The organism is Vibrio sp. M60_M70, from assembly GCF_037162085.1.
Classification (GTDB): Bacteria; Pseudomonadota; Gammaproteobacteria; order Enterobacterales; family Vibrionaceae; genus Vibrio; species Vibrio diabolicus.
Genome location: NZ_JARLUL010000001.1, coordinates 253,170 through 269,757 on the forward strand (window position 1 = coordinate 253,170; position 16,588 = coordinate 269,757).

Consider the following 16,588-nt stretch of genomic DNA (forward strand, 5'->3'; position numbering starts at 1 on the left):
GTCTCTTGTTATGTGCGTGCTAATTGAGGTACTTTTGCCAATGTTGCTGCCCTGTCAAAACTACTCTGTAATCTTCGTAGTCCAATGAACTGTAGAGCTTTTTAGCTGCAACATTATCATCACCGACCTCTAGTGTGATTTTGAGGTAATCATTATCACGACAATGCTGTTCGATACCATTCAGCTGCGCTTTGCCCACGCCTTTACCACGAAAGTTGTCCGACACCATAAAGTCATGGATATTCATCACTCTTTGCGCACGATAAGTTGAAAACGATTCAAAGCAAACCGCAAAACCGGCGGGCTTATCGTCGATAAAACTGATAAATCCGTGGAAATAAGGCAATGCAAATAACTGAGCAATTACTGAGAGATCTAGCTCAACTGAGAATCCAGATAGGTACTCTCTAAACAAAGTCTCGAATATACCTTTGTCTTCAATGCTTTCTGTTTTGATACGCCTGATTGTGATTTCCATATCCATTTCCACCAAAGCACATAACGCCGCGTTAAGTAGTGAGCGACGCCTCCACTAAACCCAAAGCATTGTGCCGTAACCACTAAATTCAAAGCAAACCAAAAATGCTATGCGTTGCGAATCTGCCTTAAACGCCTTGTATGTGAATTTTCAGTCGTACTTTTTACCGTTGTGCTTTAACCAGCCATGTGGATGCCTATTGTTGGGATCGCGGTGTGTCCAGTGCATTACACCACCTTTTTTATTCCATTCGTATTCACCGTAAAACTCAACTCGATCGCCGACTTTTAGGTTGGGAATTCTTGGTGCTAAATCGATGTTATGAGCAACAAGTAAAGTCTGCTTACTATCTAATTTGAGTATGAATTTTTGATGTCGACTTCCTTTGTTGTCATCTGGCAATAGACGAATTATTGTTCCTGAGCCACGAACTTGAAGGTCACTTTGATGATTTTCAAACGCCTGTCCGAGCTTGTAGTCATTCGCTAGAACACCAACTGAAACTAAGCAAAAAGCTGCTATAAATATTGCGAAGAACTTCTTCATATACTCAATTCTCTCTGATTCACATAACGCCCAATTAAGGTGTGAGGCGCGCAATACCTATGCTTCCGCATGCCACCTTAATCACTAGAACCGACGTATAGTAAAAATGCCACGCGTGCCGAATCACTCTTAAATTGTTTGTTAGTTTACCTTTCGCACAAATCGCACGATTTAATTAGATTGACCATTTCATGCGACCAACTATAATCTTACTGTAATTCCAGATTTGGAGATTGATCATGCACACATTAACAGCAAATGATGCCAAACGTAATTTTGGTGAGCTACTTCTAAGCGCTCAACGTGAGCCTGTGAAGATTAGCAAAAACAGCAAAGATGCCGTAGTTGTAATGTCTATCAAGGACTATGAAGAACTAGAAGCAATGAAAACCGATTACCTTAAACATTGCTTCGAGTCAGCAAAACAAGACTTAACACAAGGCGATGTGATTGATGGTGAAGACTTTTTAAACGCCTTATAACCCGCGATGCAAAAGAATAAATACAAACTGAGTAAATTAGCTCAGACTCATTTACGGAAAATCAAAAGCTATACAGTTAAAAATTTCTCCGAGATGCAGTGGCGAAGCTACAAAGATACGTTACTAACTGGTTTTCAAATGCTTGCTGATAATCCAGCTGTTGGTCGCAGTTGTGATGACATATACCCAAGCGGATTCTATTTCCCTGTGGGCAAGCATACCGCTTACTTTACAAAAGAAGATGGCTTCATTTTAGTTGTAGCCGTACTCGGTCAATCACAGCTTCCTCAGAACCACTTATAATCAAGACTTCACCCTAGATTTGGATCTAGGGTGTTGAGCTTGAATGGTAAACTAACGCCCTGTTAAGGTGTGAGCAACGCAATACCAATGCTACCGCATACCACCTTAAACACTAAAACTAACGCATAGTAAAAATACCACGCGTTGCGAATCACTCTTAAACAGTTTTTTAGCCGCTCATTCCCAAAGGTTACTGCTTACTCAACAGGAACTTACGCAAATCTCTCTCTGCACGCATAACAAACAGAATAAACACTTTGTCACCGTCTTGTTTATAGAAAACACGACATGGATTAACGACAACTTCACGATAACTTAGATGTTCTAGCTCGGGTGGAATACGACCTGACTCTGGGAAAGTTTGTAGGCGTTCGACTTTGGAGAAGATCGTTTGCACTAACTGCTTTGCAGCTACGATATTTTCAAGTGCGATGTATTCAGCGATATCGTTGAGGTCAGATAACGCTGGTTCAGTCCAGATTATTTCAGCCATTTTGACATTTTGTCCTTCGCTTCATCATGGCTTACCACTTTACCGTCAGCTAGTGCACGCTCTCCTCGTGCAATACCCTCAAGAATAGCTAAACGATTTTGCATAAACTCGTAGTCATCAACATCAATGAGATAAGCGGATGGCTTACCATGCTCAGTAATTAACACTGGCTCTTTGGTGTCGTGGAGATCGGCGAGGATCTTAGTTGCTTGACGTTTGAGTGATGTAACTAGTTCTACTTTCATGAGAGCTGCTCCAAAGGAATACTAAAGTGATACTATTCTATCACTTTGAGTATAGCAAGCTCCATGACGGCTAACGCTATTAGGCGACACATAGTCGTCTTTCATCCTTCGATAGTGCAGTCTCTTTCATATTAACTCAACTGATAATCAATAAATTATACCACATGAAGGGAAGTTAGACTGCAAGATGTCTCCTAATGACGAGAATGAACAATTATCAACTCCATCGAATAACTTTTAGTAGGGTAAACGCACGCCCCCTAAATGTGTAGAGTATTAGCTCTGAACGATTTTGGGGCAGAAATGTGTTAATGATTTTACTAATTTAGTGAAAGGTGAATTACCTGAGGTGTGGAAAATCTTAACTCCAAAAACGTAAGATCTACCTCTACTGTTTCGCTACTTCAATTGATACACGCCTAACTACTTAAGTAAGTCTCTGATAAAATTGTCTCAACCTTTCAGTTTCATAACTTCTAAATCAATTGTAGATAGATCAATCAACCTTTTCAAAAAACTGGTTATGACTAGTACATAAAGTGGTAAATGTCGTAGTAATTACTGGATTTCCTTCCTTTAGCACTGAATAAACGTCAATACTGTCTATCTGCGTGTATTTGAGGTAGTCATCTGTGAATTTTCTACTTCGACGTACAAAGACATGAGCTGACTATTTTAAATTGCTCAAGTGCCTATTAATTCAACATGTCAAAATCAAGATTTAAGCAAACCAGTTCGAACCTTTTGGGGAAGGTTTTCTTAATCAAAGTAAGGGTAAAAAACTGGTTGTAACTCATGGTTTGACCCTGCTACCACTGATTTATAATTTACTGGGTGTCAATAGGGAGCTTAGTGGATTTTGAGCTGTATGTAGTGAAAGTTAGACGTACGGCTCTCAGGAGGGAGATCTGATAACAGGTGTTGCTTATCCGACAAAATCAACTTGTTATAGTAGTATGATTAATTTCTCAATAAATGTAGATGAGATCAAATGAAGCTCTGTTCACATTCGATGAGTCAATCAGTATCACTAAATTAACCCATTAGAATGAATCCAGTTGCTAGCCTTGCAAGATAGGAACGTTGGCACTTACCATTTGAGTAAATTGAAAAAGAGTAAGTCTACGATAATGATACAATCGAGGTACTGTATAAGGTTGGTAGCAAGCTGTCCAAGAGGGCGCGCTTCCACTCTAGTGGCTCGGTCCGCTCTCTGTACGTTTGTCCGAGCTTTTTCTCAACATAAAAACACTGCTAGGTGGTTCTTCATAAAAATTTTATCTACGGCAGTAGGCGACGAATATTTTCAAGACAAGCGAGAACCTCTTGTTTGTCATATAAAGAATCTGCTTTTTCACTTGTACTTTGTCTGATGACTAAATTGACAGGCAGCACCTCAGAGATTGTTCCCTCTGGTTTTTCCATTTGGCTGAGCATTAATGTAACGGCTTTACGGCCCAATTGGTCGAAGTCTTGTTTGATCGTGGTTAAAGGCGGTGAAAAATATTGACTGTCCTGAATACCATCAAATCCAATGACAGAAACCGTCTTTGGCACATTGATGCCTGCTTCTGACAGAGCGCATAAAACACCGAGTGCCATTTGATCATTGGCGACTAATACCGCATCAAAGTCTATACCTTTTAGCACAAGGTCTTTAATCGCTTTGTGGCCACTAGCTGCTTGCCAATCACCTTCATAACAAGCAACTTCTTTGGCTCCATGTTTTTGGAGTTGTGTTTGCCACGCGTCGTAACGAATTTTAGAGGCGGTCGATTCAGATGGGCCAGAAATACACACGAAGGAATCGCGTTTTTGTTCAATCAAATGTAATACCGCCAAGTTCGCTCCTGTATGATGATCACACCTAACATGATTGACAGGGGTCCCTTCAGGAACATCAATGAATACTAATGTTAGTTGGCTGAACTGCTCAATCAGACACTGTGCTATGTCTTGATTTACGGGGGCATTGATAATAATAGCATCGACTTGTTGTGCAATAAGCTCTCGAATCGCATCGCGAAATTCATCAATAGAGTTGTTTGCTAATACGGTTAACGCTGTCCCGTAGCCCATCTCATGCGCTTGGTTGCGAATTCCGTTGGCAATCAGAGCCACACCGTGCAGAGAGATATCCAAGGAAACAATGCCGATGATCCGAGACTTAGCTCGGCTCAGCATTTGTGCACCTTTGTTTGGTACATAGCCAAGCTTTTTTATCGCATCGTTGACTCGTTTTCGCGTTGCTTCCGCGACGTTATCTGCGCCATTGGTTACGCGGGATACGGTTTGAGTTGAGACCCCAGCTAACCGCGCAACATCTTTAAACGTGACTGCCATTGCATTCTCCTATCCAGATTTTCGATTCATTCTACCAGGTTCATTCAAATGTTCTCGTGATTGATGTCGTAAAAACATGAGTAAATGTTTTCGAAAACACAAGATCGACCACACAAAAAACACCCTATTAAAATGATCTAAATCACACTAATTAGGCTTTTTTGTCGCAATGGAGCTGAATAAGCGCATCATTATTTATAGATTAAATGTTTGCGAAAACAGAGGGGCAGTATGCAAAAGTTTGTTCACTTAAAATCTAAGAATCACAGCATGATCATTAAAGTAGATCGTGTTCCTGAAATCCTTCATTGGGGAGCGAAAATTGCTCAGATTGACCCTGATTTAATCCTCTCGACCGAGCGTCCTATCTCTCAGGCTCGCCTTGATGTCGACGTGCCGTTATCACTATGTCCAGAGCTTGGTAGTGGTCACTTTAATGCGCCTGGTATTGAAGGACACCGAAATGGCGATGATTGGGCGCCCGTGTTCATAACCAAATCTATCGAGCAAAATGATGGTAGTGCAACATTTATACTTCAAGACGACATCGCTGGGCTTGAGTTGGTCATTGAGCTGCACCTTGACTTCAATAGCGACGTGGTGCAAAAACGCATCTCAATAAAGAACATCGCGTCAAGCGAGTATTGTTTAGATAAGCTTTCGTCCACTTTACCGTTGCCTAATCATGCCAACGAACTAATGACATTTCACGGACGTTGGTGTCATGAATTTCAAACTCAACGTTTGCGCTTTGAACATGGTGGCTTTATGCAAGAAAACCGCCGTGGCCGAACCTCTCATGAAAATTTCCCTGGTCTGTTCGCTGGCACGAATGGCTTTAGCGAGCAGTTGGGTCACGTATGGGGCTTTCACCTTGGTTGGAGTGGTAATCATCAACTGCGCGCTGATGTTCGTAGTGATGGTCGCCGCTTTGTTCAAGCCGGCGAGTTGTTACTCTCTGGCGAAAAGCGTTTAAAAAGTGGTGAGACATACCAATCCCCGTGGCTTTATGCAACATACAGCAACTCGGGTTTGAACGGTATTTCACAACGATTCCATGAGTTTGTTCGCGCCAATATTATCCAGTTTCCAAGCGGTAACCCCCGCCCGGTTCACTTAAACACATGGGAAGGTATCTATTTTGATCACAACCCTGAGTACATCATGCAGATGGCAACCGAAGCCGCTGAGATGGGGGTCGAGCGCTTCATTATTGATGATGGTTGGTTCATTGGTCGTGATGGTGAACGTGCCGCGCTTGGTGACTGGTATTTGGATGAAACGAAGTACCCAAATGGTCTTGAACCAGTGATTGAGCACGTAAACAACAAAGGTATGGAATTTGGTCTTTGGGTTGAACCCGAGATGGTCAGCCAAGACTCAAACCTATATCGCCAACACCCCGATTGGGTATTGAGTCTACAAGGCTACGACCAGCCTTCAGGTCGTTGGCAATACGTGTTGGATTTGCAAAACAAAGATTGCTTCAACTACCTGTTTGATCGTTTGAATGATTTACTGACTCGATACAACATTGGGTACCTAAAGTGGGACATGAACCGTGAGCTGGTGCAGCCAGGTCATCAAGGTAAGCCAGCTGTACATGGTCAAACGAAAGCGCTTTATCGTCTGTTAGATGAACTTTATGCGGCACACCCTGAAGTCGAGATAGAGTCTTGCTCTTCAGGTGGTGGTCGTATTGATTTTGAAATCCTTAAACGCACCCATCGCTTCTGGGCTTCTGATTGTAATGATGCGCTCGAACGCCAAGCTATTCAACGTGGTATGAGCTATTTCTTTCCGCCTGAAGTAATGGGTGCGCACATTGGCCCTGCGGAATGTCATTCAACTAATCGTCGTCATGCCATCAATATGCGTGGAGTGACGGCGTTAAGTGGTCACATGGGCGTTGAACTCGATCCAGTAAAAGAGAGCGCTGAAGAAAAACAAGCCTTCGCCCATTATATTCAATTGCACAAACAGTATCGCGACTTGCTTCACTCTGGGCGTGCTTTCCGTATTGACCCAGCAGATCATAGCCAGAACATCTATGGTGTTGAAAACGGGAAAGAAATGCTGATTACGGTCTGCCAACTGACCATGCCAAATTACGCGCTACCATCTCCACTTCGAGTGAGTTGCGCAGATGAAAAAGCCAGTTACGAAATCAAGATTGTGGAAATGCCACAGACCAGCTTTCAATTGATGAAACAGCGTCCGAAATGGCTAGACAAAACTCTGACGCTAAGTGGTGATAACTTAAAAGAAATTGGGGTGACGCTTCCAATCCTCGATCCCGAATCAGCGCTTATTGTTCACCTCAAAAAACGTTAAATCTCTATCTGCCTCCTCTGGCGACCAGTTTCAACTTACGTTGTTCCTGATAAAACACTCCTATACTCGCTAGAGGGGCACCCTACAACCAACAAGCAAGTTGAATTGCTTAACTTGTTAAGGAAACAAAATGTCTATTACAGTATTACTTTCGTTTTTGCTGTTTACGGGCTTTGTTGTGGTGTTCACTTACAGCAAAGTTAAAAATGATAAACACACCTCTCAAGATGGTTTCTTCCTTGGAGGACGAAGTTTGACGGGCGGACTGATTGCCAGCTCGCTAATTCTTACCAATTTGAGTGCAACCAGTTTTGTCGGTATGAGTGCTCAAGCCTACACCCACAATATGAGTGTAATGGGGTGGGAAGTTGCCTCTGGCGTTACTCTGGTTGTCATTGCGCTGCTGCTTGTACCGCGTTACCTCAAGCAAGGTATCACCACCATTCCAGATTTCTTAGAAAGCCGTTATGACATGTCGGTGAAGAAGTTCGTTACTTTGTTGTTCTTGTGTCAATACGTCATCAACATTCTTCCTACTACTCTTTACGCTGGCGCAGTGGTACTAGGCGAAATCTTCGATGTACAAGGTTTATTGGGTATTTCCGAATTTAGCTCCATCGCACTGATCTCTGCCACGATAGGTTTGTTAGGTTTCTTTTACGCTATTTATGGTGGTCTAAAAGCTGTCGTTATTGCTGATACCTTCAATGGTGTAGGACTGATTCTTGGTGGCCTAATGATTCCTGTATTTGGCCTGATGGCATTAGGCGGCGGTAACTTTATAGAAGGTTTGGACGTGTTGCTCACTGCCGCACCAGAGAAGCTGCAATCCGTAGGTAAAGAAACGGATCCACTGCCATTTTCTACTCTGTTCACGGGCCTATTATTAGTGAACTTGTATTATTGGGGCACCGACCAATCCATCATTCAGCGTGCGCTTGGCGCAAAGAACCTGAAAGAAGGTCAAAAGGGTGTCATTCTCGCAGGTGCAATTAAGGTTATCTCTCCATTATTCCTCATCATTCCCGGCATCATTGCCTTCCACATGTTTGGCTCTGATGCAGGTAATCCCGACACAATGTATACGCGCTTAGTGAACGAAGTGTTACCCAAGCCTCTTGTTGGCTTCTTTGTTGCGGTTATGTTTGGTGCCATATTAAGTACGTTTAATGGTGTGCTAAACAGTTCTACGACACTATTTGCATTGAACGTTTATAAGCCATTATTTGGTAAAGATAAATCCGATGAAGAGTTAGTCGGTAAGGGGCGCCTATTTGGAGTCATCATTGCCATTATCTCTGTTTGCATCGCACCGTTTATCCTATATGCACCAGAAGGTTTATTCCAATACTTACAAATGGTTGCTGGCTTTTTCAGTGTGCCTATCTTCACCATCGTGTTCGTTGGTTACATTTCAAAACGTGTACCAGCTATTGCAGCCAAAGTTGCACTAACGATATTTGTGAGCTCCTATGCTGCGATGCAATTAATCTTTGACACCCCAATCCACTTCTTACATCAATTAGCGATTTTATTTGTAGTTTGTACTTTATTGATGTTTGCGATTGGTCATTTTATGCCACGTGATACGGATTATGTGATGCCAGTGAATGAAAGCATCGACGTGACGCCATGGTCTTTCCGCTTTGAAGCGTCCGCGGTCATTCTCTATATGGTGTTAGGAGCGTATGTGATGTTTTCGGACGTAGGTTTTGTTTCAAGCGACCCAACGGTCATGCAAGTGTATGGTTTTTGCGGTGTTATCTTAATGCTTGGTGTGACCTTTAACTATTTATTGAAACGTAGGAAAAGCAAACAGGTAACCAAGCTTAATGATATGTACATGCCGTAATCAAACCACACTAATTATTTAATCATTAAAAACGGACAGCAAGTAGATAGATCGGTATGCCCGAATATTGCGCATGACGCAGGTATACCTGATCTAGAGATTTTTACGTTGAAAGGTGGAAAAGTATTTATGTCAGTTCTTGTCACAGGCGGAATGGGGTATATCGGTAGTCACACATGTGTGCAGATGATCAAAGCTGGTATGGAACCAATCATCGTAGACAACCTATGTAATTCCAAAATAGAGGTATTAAATCGTATAGAGGCACTAACAGGGCAGCAACCAGCTTTCTATCAAGGCGACATTCGAGATGAAGCCTTTTTAGACTCAGTATTTAATCAACATGATATTCAAGCTGTGATTCATTTTGCTGGTCTAAAAGCCGTTGGCGAATCCGTTTTAAAACCATTGGAGTATTACGATAACAACGTTAATGGTTCATTAGTGTTGGTGCGCAGTATGCGCAAAGCGGGTGTAAAAAGTATTGTATTTAGCTCATCTGCAACGGTTTATGGTGATCCTAAGGTTGTGCCTATTACGGAAGAGTCACCAGCAGGTGCAACCACTAACCCCTATGGTCGCAGTAAATACATGGTGGAAGAGTGTTTGAGTGACCTGTTTCAAGCTGAACAGGATTGGAGTGTGACTTTGTTACGTTACTTCAACCCCGTTGGTGCACACCCATCGGGCACCATGGGCGAAGACCCTGAGGGGATCCCAAACAACTTGATGCCGTTCATCGCTCAAGTCGCAGTTGGTCGCCGCGAAAAACTGTCGGTATTCGGTAGTGATTACTCCACATCAGATGGTACTGGTGTGCGTGACTACATCCACGTGATGGATTTGGCTGACGGTCATATCGCTGCCCTGAAATCGGTCGGCGAAAAAGCCGGTTTGCATGTGTACAACTTAGGCACGGGCAAAGGTTCGAGCGTACTTGAAATGGTCGAAGCGTTCTCAACGGCATGTGGTCATCCAATCCCTTACGAGATTTGTCCTCGGCGCCCTGGAGATATTGCAGAATGTTGGGCCAGTACTACAAAAGCACAAAGAGAGCTCGGTTGGAAAGCGACTCGCAGCATTGCTGAAATGACGGCAGATACGTGGAATTGGCAATCGAGTAATCCTGACGGGTATTAATGTACTCGAAACTTCTTATAAAAAAATTGATGAGTTTGGTGTGTGCCAAATCGAAGACAGACTAAAAAAGATGAGCAAGTAATATGTCAAATATTGAATTCAATCCAATAGATCATCCACATCGCCGTTACAACCCATTAACTGGGCAATGGGTTTTGGTATCTCCACATCGAGCTAAACGTCCTTGGAGTGGGGCTGATGAGAAACCAGAGATTGACGAACAACCAAGTTACGATGAGAAGTGCTTCCTTTGTCCAACTAATGCGCGTATTTCTGGGGATGTAAACCCAGATTACCAAGGTACATACGTATTCCAAAATGACTTCGCAGCGTTGATGGTGGACTCGCCGGATGCACCTAAGTCAGATAATCCGCTATTCAAATCTCAGGGTGTGCGTGGTTTGAGCCGCGTCATCTGTTTCTCGCCTGATCACAGCAAAACCTTACCGGAATTGCCAGTTGATAAAATTCGCGGCGTGATTGATACATGGAATGATCAAATCGAAGAGTTAGGCAAAGACTACATTTGGGTTCAAGCATTCGAAAATAAAGGCGAAACCATGGGTTGTTCTCAGCCTCACCCGCACGGCCAAATCTGGGCGAACAGCTTCTTGCCAAACGAAATTGAGCGCAAAGAGCGCAACTTAAAAGCGTATTACCAAGAACATGGCAGCAACTTGCTGGTGGACTACGTGCAAGCTGAACTCAAAGACGGTTCACGTACAGTGGTTGAAACTGAATATTGGATTGCTGTTGTACCGTACTGGGCTGCATGGCCGTTCGAAACCATGCTTCTTCCAAAAGTACACATACGCCGCATGAGTGAGCTAACTGATGAGCAACGTGATGACCTTGCCGTTGCTATCAAAAAGCTGACGAGTCGTTACGACAATTTATTCCAATGTTCTTTCCCTTACTCGATGGGTTGGCACTATGCGCCATTCTTTGAAGAAGGCACCGATATCGACCATTGGCAATTACATGCGCTGTTCTACCCACCACTACTTCGTAGTGCCACGGTTCGCAAGTTCATGGTGGGATATGAAATGCTCGCAGAAAGTCAACGAGACCTAACCGCGGAACAGGCTGCACAACGTTTACGCGACTTAAGTGATGTGCATTATAAAGAGTCATAAACTCTCGAGAACTATTGATAACGAACAAAATGGGGAGTGCCACCTTGCGATGAAACATGAGGCTCAAAGTACTTCCCCAACACCAAATTTATATCTTAAGAGAAAGCCACCTATGTCTGATTTAATCCAAAATGTTGAAAACTCTTTTGAAGAATTGCTGGGCTATGCACCGAGCCATATTATTCAAGCTCCTGGCCGTGTAAACCTCATTGGTGAGCATACTGACTACAACGATGGTTTTGTGCTGCCATGTGCAATCAATTACCAAACGATAGTCGCTGCGGCGAAACGTGAAGACACCCTAGTACGCGTGGTATCCGTGGATTATGGCAATGCAATTGATGAGTTCGATATCAGTCAAGAGATTGTCTTCCAATCTAACCAAATGTGGGCGAACTATATTCGCGGGGTGGTGAAAAGTCTTCTTTCTCGCGGTTACCAATTTACTGGAGCGGATATTGCGGTTAGTGGTAACGTTCCGCAAGGAGCAGGTTTAAGCTCATCGGCTGCATTGGAAGTGGTGATAGGGCAAACATTTAAAGTACTGTTTAATCTAGAAATCAGCCAAACAGAAATAGCCCTAAATGGTCAGCAAGCAGAGAATGAGTTCGTTGGTTGTAACTGCGGTATCATGGACCAAATGATTTCGGCAGAAGGTCGTGAAAATCACGCAATGTTATTGGATTGCCGTAGTTTAGAAACTGAAGCGGTACCGATGCCAGAGGACATAGCGGTTGTAATAATCAACTCGAACAAAAAACGTGGCTTGGTAGACAGCGAATACAACACGCGTCGTAAGCAATGTGAAGAAGCGGCACGCACGTTTGGTGTGGCAGCGTTACGTGATGTTACTATTGAGCAGTTTGATGAAAAAGTGTCTGAGCTGGATTACATGGTCGCGAAGCGAGCTCGCCACGTGATCACAGAAAATGACCGCACCATTAAAGCAGCGCAAGCACTTCGTGCGCATGACATAAAGCGTATGGGCGAACTTATGGCGGAGTCACATGCGTCAATGCGTGATGACTTTGAAATCACAGTTAAAGAAATCGATACTTTAGTTGAAATTGTGAAAGATACGATTGGTGACCAAGGTGGTGTGCGAATGACTGGCGGTGGTTTTGGTGGCTGTGTTGTTGCTCTGGTTCCTATGCATTTAGTTGAGCTTCTAAAACTCGCCGTTAAAAATAAATACGAGTCCGCAACTGGCCTTAAGGAAGATATATACGTCTGTAGAGCAACCGATGGAGCTGGAATCCTTAAAGGAAAATAAGCTACGGAGCTGCTCATCTTACTTGTGCTTGCTATGCCAGCATATGGAATATGCTGGCATAGCAGAGAAGGAGATGAGTCAAGCAACGGAAACTTGGCGTAGTTGACTTTTAATTAGTCGGAGACTGTCCTGATTTCTGTGTAATTGTTTAAGCTTAAGCCTTGAAAAGGCTAAGGATAAACAACATGGATAAGAAAGCACTTGAAGCTTTTTCTCGTAAAGCTGCCAAATCAATCAAGACAGAGTCCGATCTTGATGATAACTTTGGCTACGAAAAGCACGCTACTAAACTCAGCCCAAACTCCCGTAATGGCTACTCATCTAAGTCGATTCTCACTGATGATGGCCAGGTTCCTATTGATGTGCTGTGCGACCGAGATGCGAACTTTGAACCCAAGTTGGTTCGTAAGTACCAGACTCGATTCCAGCCCAAGACCAAGACCGAATATGAAGCCTTGTTAGCGCTAGAAATGTTCTCTGATAAATAGGACGTCAAATACCCTCAAATCAACAGTTCCTGGACAGCCCACTGGGATAACCTCAATACCTTGTTTAATTACCCTGAGGACATCAGGAGAGCGATCTACACGACCAACGCTATCGAGTCATTGAACTGTGTGATTAGAAAAGCCATAAAAAACGTAAGCTGTTCCCAACGGATGAATCGGCAAGGAAAGTGATCTTCTTAGCGATCCAGGATGCTTCCAAGAAGTGGACGATGCCCATCAGAAACTGGTTACAAGCCCTGAATCGCTTTATGATTATGTTCGAAGATAGACTGACAGATTATATGTAACCACGGCAGTTACACAGAATTATTTACAGGCTCGTTTAAAGATCTGCAAATTCAGAAATGTGCAGGGCTAGCATATTTAACGCCTCTCTCCGCTCTTCGAAATAATCATGTCGGTCATAAATCCCTTCAACACCTTTTAACTTGTGATTCAAGCACCTTTCGGCCACATGGCCGGGGGGCCTTGTTGTGCCAATAAAGTGCGGCATATCCCCCATAAGATTCGGCGGCTGTTTCTTTTTACCTGGTTCATGCCCGAATAGTTTGGTAATCGCACGATTAAGCGTATCTGGCCCCATATGTGGATTTTTACTGGATCGGCGACTAGGGAATACATACTCAGAGCCTAAGCTTCTCACTTTCAGTTCTTCAAGCCACTCTAATACTGTTGTCGCTAAAGGGATAGTAAGAGCGACATTGGTTTTGCTGCGTTCTTTTGGGAGTTCCCACACTGCTTTTTCTAAATCAAACTCTTCCCATCTGGCTTCGCACAGCTCGGATTTACGCACACCTAAGCACACTAGTAAGGCGCATGCTAAATAGTTGTCACGGGTAAAGCTCATCGGGTTTTGTTTAGCGGTATTAAAAAACTGCTTGAGTTCTTCGGTAGTTAAGGCTCTATCTCTGCTCTTTTCCACACCGCCAGCATCCCGAACCGTAAATGCAGAAGCAGGGTTACCTTGCATGACGTCGAGCTTCATTCCATGGTTGAACAGTTGTTTACAATAGTTAAGAGCGTCATTCGTAATTGCGGGTTTTCCAGCAGCAGTGATGGCATTAATAGTGGTACGAATATCACGAGCGTTGACTTGCTCGAGAGGGATATCGCCGATATGAGGGGCAATATCTTTTAAGAAGACACGTTTCGGAATGTTAGGGTGCTTTAAACGTTTTTCTTGGGATGGGTACCAGTCTGAAAATAAGTCGTTAACGGTTTTTATTTTTTCTTGCTCTGCGCGCTTGCGTTGTATGAGCGGATAAAACCCTTCACAGACTTGTTTCATTTTTTCGGCAGCTAGGAGTCGGGCGTCACGCAAAGATATGTCACTGACTTTGCCGAGTGTCATTTCGCGGCGCTTTTTGTTAGATGTGAAACGTAGCATCCAGCTAGGATAGCCAGAATGGGGAACAACCAAATACAAACCACTACCATCACCATAGCGCTTTGTTTTATCCCACTAGTTTTAATTAATGCTTCCACTTTCTTAACTGTTAACTGAGACATCCTAACCTAACTCCACACCCATTAAATCGGCAGAACCTTACTTTACCCACCACTTTAACCACCATTTGGTGGTGGTTAAAGGTGGTTCTCTATGGGCCTGTATGGAATCTTATTATAGTTAAGTTTTTGATACTTATTGCTTTAAATAACAATACGGAAGCGTGTGGAAATTATTCAATGTTTTGGATCTGCTCACGCATCTGTTCAATTAGAACTTTCAGTTCAACGCCCGATGCGGTGATGTCGGTGCTGATGGATTTCGACGCTAGCGTGTTCGATTCACGGTTGAACTCTTGCATCATGAAATCTAGACGACGACCCACTGCGCCACCTTTTTTCAGAATGTTCGTGGTTTCTTTTACGTGAGAATCAAGACGGTCTAGCTCTTCTGCTACGTCTGATTTCTGTGCCAGAAGGATAAGCTCTTGCTCAACGCGAGATGGGTCTAGCTCTACTTTCGCATCTTCAAATTTAGAGAACAGACGCTCACGTTGCCACTCTAGTATTTCTGGCATGCGTGCGCGCACTTTCACAACTTCTGATGTGATCGCTTCTAGGCGTTGCTCAATCAGCGCCTTCATGTTCTCGCCTTCACGAGCGCGCGCTTCAATAAATTCATCCATTGCGCCATCAAACGCTTCTAGTAGCACTTTATTTACCGCATCCATGTCTTGCTCTGGCGTTTCCATTACCCCCGGCCACTGCATGACTTGAAATGGATTGATTCGGCTCAGTTCACCAGTCATGTGCATGACTTGTTCAGCGGCTTTAATTACCTGGCTAGCAAGCGCTTCATTGATGCTAAGCTCACCTTTTGCGGCAGGGTTTGCTTCAAAACGTAGATTACATTCTACTTTTCCTCGCGCTAAGCGCTTACGAAAACGCTCGCGTAAAACGGGCTCTAATCCGCGAAATTGTTCTGGCATGCGGAAGTATGTTTCTAAATAACGCTGGTTCACGCTGCGGATTTCCCATACCGCAGAACCCCAATCGCCTTTTACTTCTTTGCGTGCATACGCTGTCATACTGTAAATCATCGAATTTTCCTGTCTTCATTTTTTGAAAATTACTTCAAGAGTGTATCACGCTGCGTCGATAGGTGCGCGGGATGCATGGATTGTTTATGTTGTGCCAGATGCGTAACCTATGAATCCGGAATCGATTCCGTTATAATCTTCGCCCAACCAAATCGTCTTCTCCTCATATTTAAGGTAGATGCCCATGCGTCCAAACGATCGCAAGGCGGATCAAGTTCGCCCTATCAAAATTACTCGTAACTACACAGCTTACGCTGAAGGGTCAGTGCTAGTTGAGTTCGGTAACACCAAAGTGTTGTGTAATGCGACCGTCGAAGAATCTGTGCCACGTTGGCTAAAAGGTCAAGGTAAAGGCTGGGTTACAGCTGAATACGGCATGCTACCTCGAGCAACACATTCTCGTACTCGTCGTGAAGCGGCAAGTGGCAAACAAGGCGGCCGTACGATGGAAATTCAGCGTCTTATCGCGCGAAGCCTACGTGCTGTTGTCGATCTAAAAGCCATGGGTGAGTTCATGATCACCGTTGACTGTGACGTTATCCAAGCAGACGGTGGTACGCGTACTGCATCTATCAGCGGCGCAAGTGTTGCAATGGCCGATGCGTTCCAACACCTAGTAGATAGCGGCAAGCTAAAAGCAAACCCAATGAAAGGCCACGTAGCGGCAGTTTCTGTCGGCTTACTAGGCGACGAAGTATTGTGTGATCTTGAATACGTTGAAGATTCAGCGGCAGACACAGACATGAACGTAGTAATGACCGAAGAAGGCAAGATGATTGAAATTCAGGGCACCGCAGAAGGTGAACCGTTCAGTCACGAACAGCTGATGGCATTGCTCGAGTCGGCGAAAGTCGGCATTACGGAAATTGTCGCAGCGCAGAAGGCGGCGTTAGCCAATTGATTTAAAT

The 16,588-nt window shown here is 43.8% G+C and carries 14 protein-coding genes and 3 pseudogenes; 10 read left to right on the top strand and 7 right to left on the bottom strand.

What is annotated here, in order from left to right:
- Positions 1-19: 19 nt before the first annotated feature.
- Positions 20-478 carry a GNAT family N-acetyltransferase gene (locus P4S59_RS01205; RefSeq protein WP_213889230.1) on the bottom strand — a complete coding sequence of 153 codons (459 nt, stop codon included), beginning with the start codon at positions 476-478 and terminating at the stop codon, positions 20-22.
- Positions 479-628: 150 nt separating this feature from the next.
- Positions 629-1,024: a DUF3465 domain-containing protein gene (locus P4S59_RS01210; protein ID WP_053306558.1), complete on the bottom strand. Its 396-nt coding sequence runs from the start codon at positions 1,022-1,024 to the stop codon at positions 629-631.
- A 239-nt stretch (positions 1,025-1,263) separates the two neighbouring features.
- Here P4S59_RS01210 and P4S59_RS01215 point away from each other — a divergent pair, with 239 nt between their 5' ends.
- Positions 1,264-1,506 carry a type II toxin-antitoxin system Phd/YefM family antitoxin gene (locus P4S59_RS01215; protein ID WP_064377013.1) on the top strand — a complete coding sequence of 81 codons (243 nt, stop codon included), beginning with the start codon at positions 1,264-1,266 and terminating at the stop codon, positions 1,504-1,506.
- A gap of 6 nt (positions 1,507-1,512) precedes the next feature.
- The gene (locus P4S59_RS01220; RefSeq protein ID WP_140311992.1) at positions 1,513-1,809 is read left to right on the top strand and encodes a type II toxin-antitoxin system RelE/ParE family toxin; all 297 of its coding nucleotides are present in this window, start codon (positions 1,513-1,515) and stop codon (positions 1,807-1,809) included.
- A 190-nt stretch (positions 1,810-1,999) separates the two neighbouring features.
- Here P4S59_RS01220 and P4S59_RS01225 read toward each other — a convergent pair whose 3' ends face one another.
- The 3 genes from P4S59_RS01225 to P4S59_RS01235 all read right to left on the bottom strand — a co-directional run bounded on the left by P4S59_RS01225 (position 2,000) and on the right by P4S59_RS01235 (position 4,890).
- Entirely contained in the window at positions 2,000-2,302 is a 303-nt protein-coding gene (locus P4S59_RS01225; protein ID WP_025548916.1) for a type II toxin-antitoxin system RelE/ParE family toxin, read from the bottom strand.
- Positions 2,290-2,547: a type II toxin-antitoxin system Phd/YefM family antitoxin gene (locus tag P4S59_RS01230; protein ID WP_039989820.1), complete on the bottom strand. Its 258-nt coding sequence runs from the start codon at positions 2,545-2,547 to the stop codon at positions 2,290-2,292. Before P4S59_RS01230 ends, P4S59_RS01225 begins: the two co-directional genes overlap by 13 nt.
- A 1,281-nt stretch (positions 2,548-3,828) precedes the next feature.
- Positions 3,829-4,890: a LacI family DNA-binding transcriptional regulator gene (locus P4S59_RS01235; RefSeq protein WP_213913760.1), complete on the bottom strand. Its 1,062-nt coding sequence runs from the start codon at positions 4,888-4,890 to the stop codon at positions 3,829-3,831.
- 231 nt (positions 4,891-5,121) lie between these two features.
- Here P4S59_RS01235 and P4S59_RS01240 point away from each other — a divergent pair, with 231 nt between their 5' ends.
- From P4S59_RS01240 to P4S59_RS24375, 7 genes and pseudogenes are all read left to right on the top strand, one after another.
- A complete protein-coding gene (locus tag P4S59_RS01240) occupies positions 5,122-7,224 on the top strand; it encodes an alpha-galactosidase (protein ID WP_213889226.1) in 2,103 nt (700 codons plus the stop codon).
- Positions 7,225-7,354: 130 nt separating this feature from the next.
- Positions 7,355-9,076, top strand: a complete 1,722-nt coding sequence (locus P4S59_RS01245) for a solute:sodium symporter family transporter (protein WP_140367273.1) — start codon at positions 7,355-7,357, stop codon at positions 9,074-9,076.
- Positions 9,077-9,205: 129 nt separating this feature from the next.
- A complete protein-coding gene (galE, locus tag P4S59_RS01250; RefSeq protein ID WP_337167884.1) occupies positions 9,206-10,216 on the top strand; it encodes a UDP-glucose 4-epimerase GalE in 1,011 nt (336 codons plus the stop codon).
- A gap of 83 nt (positions 10,217-10,299) precedes the next feature.
- A complete protein-coding gene (locus P4S59_RS01255; RefSeq protein WP_140367271.1) occupies positions 10,300-11,352 on the top strand; it encodes a UDP-glucose--hexose-1-phosphate uridylyltransferase in 1,053 nt (350 codons plus the stop codon).
- Between the two features lie 112 nt (positions 11,353-11,464).
- Positions 11,465-12,625, top strand: a complete 1,161-nt coding sequence (galK, locus tag P4S59_RS01260) for a galactokinase (RefSeq protein WP_213966062.1) — start codon at positions 11,465-11,467, stop codon at positions 12,623-12,625.
- A gap of 185 nt (positions 12,626-12,810) precedes the next feature.
- Positions 12,811-12,993, top strand: a pseudogene (locus P4S59_RS24370) (IS256 family transposase); the annotation flags it as partial.
- A gap of 72 nt (positions 12,994-13,065) precedes the next feature.
- Positions 13,066-13,421: pseudogene (locus P4S59_RS24375) on the top strand (transposase); the annotation flags it as partial.
- A gap of 35 nt (positions 13,422-13,456) precedes the next feature.
- On the opposite strand, the pseudogene P4S59_RS01270 reads toward P4S59_RS24375, so the two are convergent.
- Positions 13,457-14,643, bottom strand: a pseudogene (locus P4S59_RS01270) (tyrosine-type recombinase/integrase).
- Positions 14,644-14,813: 170 nt separating this feature from the next.
- Positions 14,814-15,680, bottom strand: a complete 867-nt coding sequence (locus P4S59_RS01275) for a YicC/YloC family endoribonuclease (RefSeq protein ID WP_005384776.1) — start codon at positions 15,678-15,680, stop codon at positions 14,814-14,816.
- 184 nt (positions 15,681-15,864) lie between these two features.
- Between P4S59_RS01275 and rph the strand changes: the two genes are divergently transcribed.
- The gene (gene rph / locus P4S59_RS01280) at positions 15,865-16,581 is read left to right on the top strand and encodes a ribonuclease PH (protein ID WP_031780917.1); all 717 of its coding nucleotides are present in this window, start codon (positions 15,865-15,867) and stop codon (positions 16,579-16,581) included.
- The last annotated feature ends 7 nt before the right edge of the window (positions 16,582-16,588 follow it).